7 protein-coding genes and 2 pseudogenes are annotated in these 12,943 nt (G+C 64.7%); 4 read left to right on the forward strand and 5 right to left on the reverse strand.

Translation table 11 applies throughout. The annotated features are described in order from the left end of the window. Positions 1-28: 28 nt before the first annotated feature. On the forward strand, positions 29-2,059 hold the full coding sequence (locus GGR03_RS18385) for a TRAP transporter permease (protein ID WP_183210239.1): 2,031 nt from the start codon (positions 29-31) through the stop codon (positions 2,057-2,059). A 221-nt stretch (positions 2,060-2,280) separates the two neighbouring features. Further along, a pseudogene (locus GGR03_RS24405) lies at positions 2,281-2,446 on the forward strand (integrase); the annotation flags it as partial. Between the two features lie 336 nt (positions 2,447-2,782). Here the strand turns inward: GGR03_RS24405 and GGR03_RS18395 are convergent. Continuing rightward, positions 2,783-3,018, reverse strand: a pseudogene (locus GGR03_RS18395) (DUF4287 domain-containing protein). Positions 3,019-3,397: 379 nt separating this feature from the next. Here GGR03_RS18395 and GGR03_RS18400 point away from each other — a divergent pair. Together GGR03_RS18400 and GGR03_RS18405 are read left to right on the forward strand one after the other, a co-directional pair. Further along, the gene (locus GGR03_RS18400) at positions 3,398-4,831 is read left to right on the forward strand and encodes a FecR domain-containing protein (protein WP_183210240.1); all 1,434 of its coding nucleotides are present in this window, start codon (positions 3,398-3,400) and stop codon (positions 4,829-4,831) included. 50 nt (positions 4,832-4,881) lie between these two features. After that, complete coding sequence (locus GGR03_RS18405) at positions 4,882-7,659, forward strand: EAL domain-containing protein (RefSeq protein WP_183210241.1); 2,778 nt, start codon at positions 4,882-4,884, stop codon at positions 7,657-7,659. Positions 7,660-8,012: 353 nt separating this feature from the next. Here GGR03_RS18405 and GGR03_RS18410 read toward each other — a convergent pair whose 3' ends face one another. The 4 genes from GGR03_RS18410 to GGR03_RS18425 all read right to left on the reverse strand — a co-directional run bounded on the left by GGR03_RS18410 (position 8,013) and on the right by GGR03_RS18425 (position 12,845). After that, the gene (locus GGR03_RS18410) at positions 8,013-8,417 is read right to left on the reverse strand and encodes a hypothetical protein (protein ID WP_183210242.1); all 405 of its coding nucleotides are present in this window, start codon (positions 8,415-8,417) and stop codon (positions 8,013-8,015) included. Positions 8,418-8,431: 14 nt separating this feature from the next. Beyond that, on the reverse strand, positions 8,432-10,723 hold the full coding sequence (locus tag GGR03_RS18415; protein ID WP_183210243.1) for a xanthine dehydrogenase family protein molybdopterin-binding subunit: 2,292 nt from the start codon (positions 10,721-10,723) through the stop codon (positions 8,432-8,434). Further along, on the reverse strand, positions 10,723-11,175 hold the full coding sequence (locus GGR03_RS18420; RefSeq protein ID WP_183210244.1) for a (2Fe-2S)-binding protein: 453 nt from the start codon (positions 11,173-11,175) through the stop codon (positions 10,723-10,725). Before GGR03_RS18420 ends, GGR03_RS18415 begins: the two co-directional genes overlap by 1 nt. 380 nt (positions 11,176-11,555) lie before the next feature. Further along, positions 11,556-12,845 (reverse strand): PQQ-dependent sugar dehydrogenase, encoded by a 1,290-nt coding sequence (locus GGR03_RS18425; protein ID WP_183210245.1) that lies wholly within the window; start codon positions 12,843-12,845, stop codon positions 11,556-11,558. Between the last annotated feature and the right edge of the window lie 98 nt (positions 12,846-12,943).

A 12,943-nucleotide genomic window follows, 5' to 3' on the forward strand; every position in this document is an offset into this window, starting at 1 on the left:
CTTGTGAGCCTAGGCAGGGGACCAGACGATGACGGCGCCGGAGACCACTTTCGACGAAGCCAAAGCCCGCGAGCTTGAGGAAAAGTTCGATCCGGAGGTGCGTTTCCGCCCGCTCGGACCGGTGGCCGCCTGGATCGCCGCGCTGGCGCTCTTCTCCCTGTCGCTCTTCCACTATTACACCGCCGGCTTCGGCCTGCTGCGCGAGGTCACCCATCGTGGCGTGCACATGGCCTTCGTGCTGTCGCTGATTTTCCTGGTCTTCTCCGGCAAGCGCGGCGACGACAAGCTCTATTCCGGCACTCTCTGGCGGCCGGCCGGCATTCCGGCCATTGACTGGGTGCTGATGGCGCTCGCTGTGGTCTCGACGCTCTACGTGCCGTGGGTCTTCCACGACCTGGCGTTCCGTGTCGGCAACCCGCTGCCGATCGACGTCATCATGGGCTCGATCCTCATCGTCGTGCTGCTCGAGGCGACGCGCCGTTCGATGGGCTGGCCGCTGCCGGTGATCGCCATCATCATCATGGCCTACGGCATGTTCGGCCGCTACGCGCCCGGACTCCTCGTCCACCCCGGCGCCTCGTGGTCGACGCTGGTCAACCACCTCTATCTGACCAGCCAGGGCATCTACGGCCTGCCGGTCGGGGTCGTGGCGACCTACGTCTTCCACTTCGTCCTGTTCGGCGTGCTGGCGACCCGCATGGGGCTCGGCCAGCTCTTCATCGACGCGGCCACCTCCATCGCCGGGCGGTTTTCCGGCGGCCCGGCCAAGGTTTCGGTGGTCGCCTCGGCACTGATGGGCTCGATCTCGGGCTCGTCGATCGCTAATGCCGTGACCACCGGCTCGCTCACCATCCCGGCGATGGTGCGCATCGGCTATCCACGCCATTTCGCCGCCGCCGTGGAAGCGGCCGCCTCGACCGGCGGGCAGATCACGCCGCCGATCATGGGGGCGGCCGCCTTCCTGATGATCGAGTTCCTGGCGATCCCCTATACGCACGTGATGATCGCGGCGCTGGTGCCGGCCTTCATGCATTTCTTCGGCGTCCTGATGCAGGTGCATTTTGAGGCCAAGCGTCGCGGCCTGCGCGGACTGACGCGAGAGGAGATGCCGCAGATCTGGCGCGTCCTGAAGCGGGACTGGCCGACGCTCATCCCGCTCTTCGTCCTCGTCGCGATCCTGATGAACGGCTTCACGCCGTATCTGGCGGCCTTCTGGGGCATCACCGCCTGCATCGTCATCGGGCTGCTCAACCCACGACACCGGCTAACGCCGGTGGACGTTTTCGACGCCTTTGTGACGGGGGCAAAATATGCGCTGGCGGTCGGCGCGGCCGCGGCGACGGTGGGCATCGTCATCGGCGTTGTCACGCTGACCGGCGTCTCGTTCAAGGTCGCCTACATCGTCACTTCTACGGCAACGTCATGGGCTGCCGCGGCGGAAGCGATGATCCCCTTCGGCCTGATGGGCACGGCGACGCTGACACTGCTGATGACGCTGATCCTCACAGGCGTCGTCTGCATCGTCATGGGCACCGGAGTGCCGACCACCGCCAACTACCTGATCATGGTGACGGTGGCGGCGCCGATCCTGGCGCTGCTCGGCGTCGAGCCGCTGGTCGCGCATTTTTTCGTCTTCTATTACGGCATTCTCGCCGACATCACCCCGCCGGTGGCGCTCTGCGCCTATGCGACGGCCGGCATCGCCGGGGCGAATCCGTTCACCGCCGGCAACACGGCCTTCCGACTCGGCATGGGGAAGGCGCTGGTGCCCTTCGTCTTCGTGTTCTCCCCGTCGCTCCTGATCATGGTGCAGGATTTCAGCCTGCAGGAGTTCGCGCTGGCGACCGTCGGCTGCGTCCTCGGGATCACCGCGCTCTCCGCGGCCTTCTCCGATTATCTGCTGGACCGGCTTTGGTGGTGGGAGCGCTTACTGCTCGGCTTTGCGGCGATTCTGCTGGTGGCGCCAGAATTGACGACGACGATCATTGGCACGGCGATCTTCATACCGATTGCAGCGCGCCCGCTGTTCTGGAAACGAGAGGGCGCTTTGCCGGCGTGAGCGAAGCATCCGAGCCGGATGCATCAATGCATCGACAAGCTCACATCGCGATGGGGAGCTTCAGCTCGCATCGACCACGGCATCTTCACGTTGAGACGGCCGCTTTTCCAGATCCGCCACCTGAAGCGGACTGTCTCCATTCGGCCCCAAGTTCGAGCGCTCTGTGGCGTTCGAACAGCAGCACACTCCCTACCGGCCATCCTGGCCGTAGGAGAACGACAATGGGACATTCGCCATTCGATCCGCTCGCCAGCGTACGCAGGGCATGGAATGCCGGACGCAACCGTTGGTGCCAAACGGGCACTGAAGCCGCAGCAGGTTTGGGCCATCCGCTTCTGGCTCGACCACGAGGGTAGGCTGCGGGACCGAGCCCTCTTCGATCTGGCGAAACGTATCGATGGCGCCCTGGAGGATGATGCCGATGCCGCCGGCTCCAACGAGGCCCAGCACGGTAGATTCACGCAGGTTCAAGTCCTTCTGGTAGAAGTTCTGGAGGAGGAAGCCGTCGTCGCCGTGAGCCATCACGGTAATCCTGTCGGTGGCGAAGCGAGCGACAAAGCCAAGTGCCTCGTAGAAACGCCGCGATTGGTCATAGTCCTTGGCAGGCACAAATGGTCGAATCATGAGACCTCGCTCAGTTCGGCGTGGTGGCATATGTGGCTCTGGGATGCGGTGGCTTCCGAGGAAGGATCGATAGCTGCCGCAGCAGAAGGAAGCCCTTATTCAGCGATCTGACTGTTGAGACGCGAGTACGTGCGCGACCAAGGCATTGGCGTGACCGTGACCCATGCCGTGGTCATTTCTCAGAATGGCGACCAGTCCATATGCTTTGCCGGAAGATGCTGGCGCACAAGATCTTGCCATTCCGCGATCGGGCGCCCGTATCTCTTCTCGATCGATCGGAAGTAGGAGGCTGGTCCCACAACCGGATTGTCGGTCACCGCTGCTGCTCCGCGCATCGTGCTGTCGACCTCATCCTCAACCCTCATTAGCAACATCGCAAGGGCAGGTTTCGAGCAAGCAGATATCGGTGATGAACGGCTTGGTAGGGTCGGGACCCGAATCGCAGCTTTCGCCGGGAGGCACCCGGAAGCTGCCGGTCTCCTTCCGGCCCGGCGAAGCCGAAGCTATTACTGCTTCGCGCCGCTTCTCGACCTAAAAGGAGCCGCAACAGTACGCGCGGGTGCCGAAGGCGAACACCGTTAGCGCGCGATGCCGATCAGGGCAATTCCTTGGCGACAGGTAGCCACCCTGCTAATCCAGTGATTTTGCACAACCGCTCTTAACGTAAGTGCAGGACCTGGAGGCAATGATCGGCCGCTCAACCTCCGGTGTAAAATGAAAAGAATACTCTTCCTCTCAGGTCTTCTGCTTTTGGCCGGCGCCCAGGCCGGGCATGCCGCCAATTGGCTCGTCGAGCGGGTGTCCGGCGCCGCCTGGGCGCTCGCGCAAGGGCAGGGAAAGGTACGGCTTCAGCCGAGAATGATCGTCCCCGAAGGGGTGACGATCGCGACCGGAGCGAGCGGCCGTGTCCGTCTCGTCAGCGACGGTAACGCGATGATGGTGTCGCCGAACACGCGAACCGTCGTCGTGCCGGGCTCCAGACCCCGCGAAACCTTCGTCGTGCAGCAGGCGGGACAGGTCGAGTTCGACGTCCAGAAGCGAGGGCGACCGCACTTTTCCATACAAACTCCTTACCTGGCAGCTGTGGTCAAGGGGACGCGGTTCGCCGTCAGCGTCACAGGCGTGGCCTCCGCGGTAGACGTGCGGCACGGTCTCGTTTCTGTTCGGGATCTCCGGAGTGGCCAGACGGCCAATGTTGGGGCCAATCAGCGGGCGAGCGCAGGTGCGAGCTTTACGGGCTTGCAGACGGCCGGAGCCGTTGCCCCGGGGGTCTTCCAAGGGACGCCGACACCCCCGGCGGTTGCCCCGGTGGGCCGCGATCACGGGAGCTTCCGATCCGATCGGGCGCCCGACCCGGCGAGCTCTTCCGCGGATGCCGCGGGCATGGGGAGCAGCGCACCCAATGGCAGATCCGATGGCGCGAATCGCTCCGGCGGGCTCGGAGGTCGCAGTGACGGCGGAAGCGGGGGCAATGGTCTCGGCAGGGACGCCGGCGATGCTGCCGCCCGCGGCGACAGGGGGCGCCGCAGCGCGGACGGCAACTCCCGTGGCAGCCAACGCGCCATGGACGGTCTCGTCGGGCGGGGCAATGGCAAAGGACGCGGCAACGCGTCCGGCGCAGATGGGAGCGACGCCGCCAGCCGTGACCGTGACAAAGCCCGATCCGACAGGGGACGCGGGAACGCGGAAGCCGCCTCTCGCGGGGGTCGAGGGGGCAGCCTTGGCGGACGCGGAAACGGCAACGCCGCTAGCGGGAACGGGAACAGCGGTAACGGAAATGGCGGCGCTAACGGAAGAGCCGACGGCAACGGTAACGGACACGGGAACGGCGGCGCCAACGGAAACGCAGGCAGCAACGCTAGCAACACCGGCGGCAACGGCAACGCCGGTGGCGGCAACGGGAACAACGGCAACGGAAATGGCGGCGCCAACGCAAGTGCAGGCGGCAACGCCAGCAATACCGGCGGGAACGGCAACGCCGGTGGCGGCAACGGGAACAATGGCAACGGAAATGGCGGCGTCGACGCCAGTGCAGGCGGCAGCGCCAGCAATACCGGCGGAAGCCATAACACCGGTGGCGGGAATGCGAGCGAGAACGGCAACGCCGGCAACGGCAAGGCCGGCGGCAAGGCGAACGGCAGGGGCTGATGCGATCGGTCTGACAACGGCATAGTTCCCCTTCAGCAACAGGATTCCACGTGGCCCAAGCGCGCTACTCTCGACTGCTGCGTAGAGGGCTGGTTCTGCTGGCGATCGGCGTGGGCGTCGTGTCCCTGCAGCAGGTCGGCCTGACGCACGCGCTCGACAACGAACTCACCGATCTGCGGTTTCGGGCCACGAGTCGTTCGCCGTCCGGCGAGATCGTCCTCGTCGACATCGACGCCAGGAGCCTGGCCGAGATCGGGGTGTGGCCATGGCCGAGAAACCTGCACGGGGAACTCGTTCTCGCGGCGGCAGAGGCGGGGGCTGCCCGGATCGCCTTCGACGTGGACTTCAGCACCTTTTCGACGCCCGAAGCCGACTCGGCGTTCGCGGCTGCGCTCTCGCAGGCCGGCATCGAGACTTTCTTGGCCGCCTTCGTTCAGGAAAGCGCTGCCGGCAGCGGGCTGATGCTCCCGTCGCTGCCGATCGATCTTCTCCTGCAGCACTCCTGGCCGGCGATCGTCAACGTCCCGCTCGATCCGGACGGACTGGTGCGGCGCGCAGCCTTTCCGGTCGAGATCGGCTCCGAAACGGTCTCCGCCATGCCGTCCATCCTCGCCGGCCGGGACGGTTCGAACGGGCTGTTCGGAATAGATTACGGGATCGATGCCACCCGCCTGCGGCGGGTCTCCTTTGTGGATGCTCTGAACCAGCGTCTGCAGCCGGGCACACTCGCAGGCAAGACGCTTATCGTCGGCGCGGCGGCGCTCGAGCTGCAGGACCGCTTCTCGGTGCCGGTTTATGGCGTCGTCTCCGGATCGACTGTGCTTGCGCTGGCGGCCGATTCCCTGCTTCAGGGGCGCGACCTCACATTCGTCGCCATGCCGGCAATCCTGCTGGTCGCCGCCGCCATGGTCGCCCTGCTTCTGTGCGCGCTGGTTCCGTCGAGGCGGGTGCTGATCGTCTTCGGGGGCTTAGCGATTACCGTCGAGGCCGTCGCGCTCCACCTGCAGGCCACCCACGCTATAGTGCTCGCGACGGCGCTGCTGCAAGCGACCCTCGCCGGCTTCGCGCTGTTCGCCATAATCCGCGAATTCGACATGCGCGGGCTGCTGCTCTGGGCTGCCCGGACCGAGGTGAAGAACGGACACAGCGTTCTGGAGCGCGTCATCGAGGACGGCTTCGACGGGGTGGTCATCTTCGACGACCGGGACCGGATCGTGCGGATGAACGAAGTGGCGCGCGATCTGCTCGGATATTCGCCCGGAACCCGGCTGGCTGGGCTGCCGCCCTTCATCGTCGAACGCCTTTCCCTCGTGCGTGAAGCCTTCAGGAACGACGCCTCGATCCCGAAGGACGGGTGCCTCGAGACCTTGACCTCGGAAGACGGAGATCGCCGCGTACTCGAATACGGGCTGGCGCCCTTCTGGATGGAGAAGATCGCGGCGGTTGACGACGAAGTCTCCGAAGGCGCGATCTATGTCTGCCTGAGGCTGCGGGACGTCACCGAGCGGGAACTGACGCAGGAAAAGATACGCTTTATGGCCCTCCATGACGGCCTGACGGGCCTCTACAACCGGCACTCACTGGAAGAGCGGCTGGACGCGGCGTTGAATCAACGCACGCCCGGCAGCGGCCTCGGGATCCTCTGCTTTGACCTCGACCAGTTCAAGGCTGTCAACGACGTGCTCGGGCACGCCGTCGGCGACAAGGTTCTGATGGAGACGGCGCGACGTGCGAGCCAGGTGATCGCACGGCCCGCCCTGCTAGCCAGGACGGGAGGCGATGAGTTCATGGCCCTGCTCGGCGCCGAGACGGCGGAAGCAGCCCTGGCCGACGCGGACGCACTCGCCGCCTCGCTCGGCGAGCTCTTCTATGAGTCCGGGCATCAAATAGCCGTTGCCGCAAGCGTCGGTGTCTGCTGGTGGTCTGCGGAGGGAGGAACGGCGAGCGCGATGATGCGGCAAGCCGACGTCGCTCTGTACCGGGCCAAGCGCCAGGGTCGCGGATTGGTCGTCCTCTTTGAGCCAGCGATGGAAGAGGATCGCCTGGCGCGGCTGGAACTGGAGGCCGACCTGAACCGGGCCTTCGAGAAAGACGAGTTCCAGGTCTTCTACCAGCCCCAAGTCGACTTGGTGTCAGGCGAATTGGTGGGAGCCGAGGCGCTTTTGCGCTGGAAGCACCCCACGAAGGGATTCGTCTCACCCGCTGTTTTCATTCCCGTGGCGGAGGAGATGGGGCTCATCCACCGGCTGGGCGCGTGGGTCCTGACGACCGCATGCTGCGAGGCGAAGCGATGGCCGTCGACCGCGACGATCGCGATTAACGTCTCGGCTGTGCAATTCGCGACAGGCGATCTGGTCGCCGCTATTGGCGAGGCGCTTGAAGCGTCGCAGCTTCCTGCAGAGCGTCTCGAACTCGAGATCACGGAATCGGCCTTCGTGCAGGACAGCAAGGGTCTCGATGAGATTTTCGAGCGATTGCTGGGCCTCGGCATCAGTTTCGCACTTGACGATTTCGGCACCGGCTATTCTTCGCTCGGCTACCTCCACCGCTTCCCGATCTCCAAGATCAAGATCGACCGAAGCTTCGTCTCCAACGTGCCGATGGACGGGCAGGCGATGGCGATCCTGCGGTCGATCCGGGCCCTCGCTGAAGGCCTCGACATCAAGACCATCGCGGAAGGAATCGAGACGCCCGAGCAGGCCGAGACCTTGCGCATCATGGGCTGCCAGCAAGGGCAAGGCTATCTCTTCGGCAAGCCGATGGACGCGGAGGCGATACAGTCGCGCCTGAGAGCCGACGGCTCCCAGCAGCGCGCGCTAGTCGCTTGAGGTGACACAGATACGGCTGCCGCAGTGCAGCCATCAGAACTGACCAAACGGTGTAGGGGCGAGAGTCGAACGGCGGCTTTCGCTTCGCGGGCATTCTGAAGCCGCCGTTCCGCTTACGGCCCCTTCAAGCTGTAGGAATGACCGCGAGAATGAGAGAGTGTCACGCGGAGCCGAACGTTGTGAGTTCTACTCATTGTGACGGCAGGCAGGCCAGTCCAACTTAGTGGCCTACGGTGTTTCGAGAGAAGCCTACCCTGCTTCATCAGCAACTTAAGTGATTCGAATTTAACTTCTCCGTAAGGTTAAGTCCAAACACTTAAGGTAGGGCTAGATAGCCGTCTGCTGAAAAGACGTCAATCCTGGATCAGGGACAGGATGACGTTGTCAACGGCCTTGACGCAGGCATCTTCGTCACCGCTCTCCGCCAGGTCTCGCGCACCCTGGAGCGCGGTGCGGGCTTCGATCAGCTCTTCGCCTCCGTCCCCTGCCGCGTCGGTTTCCTCAATCGCAGCGGTTTCATCAGCCTCATCCTGGAAGGGGACGGGCGCCTCGTCGCCCTCGTCCGATTCCGCCATCGCCTGCGCCTCGCGGGCACCAGCGACGGCTTGGCCGCCGGAGGAGGCGGAGATGGCCTGACTGGCGGCGACATCGAGAAGGCGTTCCAAATCGGCGATGCGCTCCGCGCACGTGTAGGCGTGGGCGGGTCCGGCGAGGAGGAGGGCGGTCGCGGCCACCGTAAAGAGTTCGATGCGGGTCATCATGTGTCCTTTCGTCAGCTCTGGAGCTGGCCGGCAATGGGAAGGCGGCGGATCCGCTGCCCGGTCGCGGCAAACACGGCGTTGGTGATGGCCGGTGCGACAGGCGGCAGGCCCGGCTCGCCGACCCCGCCGAGCGGACGATCGTAGGCGTTGCCCGCGTTCACGATATGGATATCGATCCGCTTCGGCGCGGCCTCCATGCGCGGGACGAGATAGCTATCGAAATTATCCTGCTGCGCCCGGCCGTTGGCGAACGTCACCTCTGTCATCAGCGCCTGGCCGACGCCCATGATCACCGCGCCTTCCATCTGCGACCGGATGCGATCAGGATTGACCTGCGCGCCGCAATCGATGGCGATCGAGACACGCGGCACGGAGACGACGCCATCCTCGACCGCCACCTCCGCGGCGACCGCAACGTAGCTGACGAAACTGTAGTGCCCGGCAATACCGAGACCTTGTCCCGCTGGCATCCGACGGCCCCACTCGATGCCCTTGGCTGCTTCCTCGACGACAGCGGCCAGCCGACCGGTGTCGATCGGATAGACCTCGGGGTCCTCGCCGTAGTTCCAGACGTCGCCGAGTTCCCGCGGATCGACCAGCCGCGCCGGACCGATGACCTCGAGCAGGTAGTCCTTCGGATCGCGGCCGACGGCATCTGCCAGTTCGGATATGAAGGACTGGATGGCGAAGGCGTGGGGGATGTTCGAGACTGACCGGTACCAGCCGATGCGCACATGAGCGGATGCCTCGGGGTTCTCGGCCCGGATGTTCTCGATCGCAAGCGGCATGTTCAAGAGCCCCATGCCGAGCTCGAAGGGCAGTTTCTGTTTGGGATCGGGGGCGAAGATCGAGCCGATCGTCGGTGCCGCCGTGCGATGCAGCCAGGCCACCGGCATGCCGCTGTCATCGAGGCCCGCGGTCATCTTCTCGACCGATACCGTGTGATAGTAGCCGTGGTGGATGTCATCCTCGCGGGTCCAGGTGAGCTTGACCGGCGCACCGTCCATCGCCTGGCTGAGAATGCCGGCCTCGAGCACGAAGTCGGGCTTCGACTTGCGGCCAAAGCCGCCACCCAGCAACGTGACGTTGACGGTCACGTTCTCCTTGTCCAGCTTCAGCCGTTCTGCCAGACGCAGCCGCGTCACCTGCGGCGCCTGGGTGCAGGCCCAGGCCTCGGCTTTTCCGTCCCGGATCTCCACCACCGCGGCAGGCGCTTCCATCGGCGCTTGCGCCAGATGCGGGATGTAGTATTCCGCCTCGACGGTCCGGGCGGCGCCGGCCATGCCCGCATCGAAGTCGCCCTGATCGCGGATCACCGTGCCGCCGGCCGCATTCGCCGCCTTGGACAGCAATTCGCGATAGGCCTCGCTGTCGTAGCTGGCATTCGGGCCGTCCTCCCACTCGATGGTGAGCGCGTCGCGGCCCTTCATCGCGAGGTAGGTGTTTTTGGCAATGACCGCGACCCCACCCAACGGGGCGAACTCAGTTGGGAAGTCGACGGGGTCGATCACGATCACCTTCTCCACCCCGGCAATTGCCAGCGCGGCGCTGTCGTCGAAGCTTTTGACGCGGCCGCCATAGACCGGTGGCCGGGCGATGACCGCGTAGAGCATGCCGTCGCGCCGGACGTCGATGCCGTAGATCGCGGTGCCGGTGGTGATGCCCATGTTGTCGGCGAGCCCGATATCGGACTTGCCGATGTAGCGGAACTGTGACGGGTCGAGGAGCACGAGACTGTCGGCGGGTGGCACGTCGAGATCCATGGCCGCAGCGGCGAGTTCACCATAGCCCAGGGACCGGCCCGATACGGCATGATTCACCCTGTGACCTTCGGCCTTCACCTCGGCGACATCGACCCCCCACTCGGCAGCGGCAGCCTGTTCCAGCATCCTGCGCGCGGCCGCGCCGGCCCGGCGCATCGGCATGAAGAAATGCCGCAGGCTCCGCGAGCCGTCGGTGTCCTGGTTGCCGTACTTCTCCTCGTCGCCAGGGGCCTGGTCCACCCGGACCTGGTCCCAATCGGCGCCGAGCTCGTCGGCGACGACCATGGCGATCGAGGTGCGGACGCCCTGACCCATTTCGGAGCGGTGGACGGTCACGGTGACGAGCCCGTCCTCGGCGATCGAGATGAAGGCCTTCGGGTCGTCACTCCAGCCGTTCGGCATCGCATCCCGGCCGAACTTGGGCTCTTCCTCCTGGGCCCAGCCCCGGAAGGGCAGACCCACAGCGAGGACGAAGGCGGAGGCCCCGATGCCGCCGAGAATGCCGCGGCGACTGATATTGGTGATCGACGAGTTTCGCATCACGACGCCTCCGCTGCCTGCTTGATGGCAGCCCGGATGCGGGGATAGGTGCCGCAGCGGCACAGGTTGCCATTCATCGCCGTGTCTATGTCTTCGTCGGTCACGGTGTCGGACTGATCCACGAGCGATGCCGCCTGCATGATCTGCCCCGCCTGGCAGTAGCCGCATTGCGCCACGTTCAGGTCACGCCAGGCGACCTGAACCGGATGATCGCCGTTCTTGGACAGACCTTCGATCGTTGTGACCTGGGAGCCTTCGAGCATGCTGACGGTCGTAAGGCAGGCGAAAGTGGGGTTGCCGTCGACATGGACGGTACAGGCCCCGCAAGCCCCTATACCGCAACCATACTTGGTCCCCGTGAGCCCCAACTCATCCCTGAGATACCAAAGCAGCGGCGTTTCCCCATCGCCGTCGAATTCCTGCTCGACTCCGTTGAGCATCATACGGACCATTGGGTTTTTCCTTTGCATCCAAAGCCGAGAGAAAACTGCCTCGGCATATTCGCGCAGTCCTACGGAACATGCGTTCCGATCCGGCCCTGTCCAGTGCAGCAATGCGCCCTCTCGGCAGGTCGCCGCGGCCGGGCTGGGGGCGCAGTGAAAAGGCGCACCGACGCGGCCTCTTGAATACTGTGATCTCGCTGGAGTTTTGAGGCAATGTCGACAAGCCTAATTCCCTGAATAGGTCAGGTTTCTCGCGGGCTCAGCCACAAAGCGGTCAGTCCGCAATCGGTCAAGACTCCCGCATGATCACGATCGCCTTCATGCGCCCATTCCAGGTCCACGGATTTCTTTCAGCCTCCGCGATCGCCGCTACGGTGCGACCGACTGCGTCACACGGCGGTCACGCGCCAGATGACGTCTCCCACATCGTCGGCCATCAGCAGCGATCTGCCGTCCGGGCCGATCGCCACGCCGACGGGACGCCCATAGGCAAGTTTCTCGTCCTCGGACAGGAAGCCGGACAGGATATCGCGAGCCGGTCCGTTCGGCGCGCCATTGTCGAAGGGGACGAAGATCAGCTTGTAGCCGCTGAGCGTCGAGCGATTCCACGATCCGTGCTGGCCGATCACCATGCCCTCGCCGAACCCCGGCAAGGTGCCGCCCGGCATCCAGCAGAGGCCGAGCGATGCCGTGTGGCCGCCGAGAGCATAATCCGGCTGGATGGCACGGGCGACGAGGTCCGGAGCCTGCGTGACACGATCGTCCACGGTCCTGCCCCAGTAGCAATAGGGCCAGCCGTAAAACCCACCCTCTTCGACGGACGTAAGGTAGTCCGGCGGCGTTTCGTCCCCAAGCCCGTCGCGCTCGTTGACGACGGTCCAGAGCTTTCCCGTTACCGGCTCGAAGGCCATGCCGACCGGGTTTCGCAGCCCGGAGGCAAAAGTCCGCGCCTTTCCGGTGGCAACGTCCAGTTCCCAGATCGCCGCGCGACCCTCTTCTGCCGCCATCCCGTTGTCGCCGATATTGGACAACGATCCGACGCCAGCGTAAATCTTCGCCCGATCCGGCGAGACGATCAGGCTGCGGGTCCAGTGCCCGTGCGGCTTGAAGTCGACGAGCTTTTCACCACCGCCTATGAGGCTCGTATCGCCTGGCCGGTAGTCGAAACACCGAATGCCGTCCGTGTTCCCGAGGTAGAACCGGTCGCCGACCAGCGCCATGCCGAAGGGCTGGTTCTGGTTTTCCACGAAGACCTCGCGGCGCTCGGCGACACCGTCCCCATCCGCGTCACGCCAAAGCGTGACACGATTGGCGCTGGGGCCGATCGCCTTGACGCGGCGCATCGTGGCCTGCTGAGCGTGGTCCATGAGGGTGCGCGGCCTCTCCGGCTGCTCTTTCGACTCCGCCACGAGGACGTCGCCGTTCGGCAGGACCTCGATCCAGCGGGGATGATCGAGGTTCGACGCAAAGGCATTGACCTGAAGCCCCGGCGCGCAGGTGGGCAGGCGCCCCTCCTTCCAGCCCTCTGCGGCGGGAAGTTTCAAGGTCATGATTCCCTGTTTTCGTGCCTCCGGAATTTGGGGTGTCAGCCCGACGGCTTGATGCGACGGAGAACCAAAACGCCTGAAGAGCGCGACAGCGCCACCCACGAATTCAGTCGCCTTCGCGACAATTCCCATAGTCGACCGCCTTGTCCTCAGGAGGATGTATAGAGAGCACCAACACCTGTAGGGCATTGGCATCGATATGCGGTTTTCACCATGGCATGAGGCTACGT

This window comes from Aurantimonas endophytica (assembly GCF_014196845.1).
Lineage (GTDB): Bacteria > Pseudomonadota > Alphaproteobacteria > Rhizobiales > Rhizobiaceae > Aurantimonas > Aurantimonas endophytica.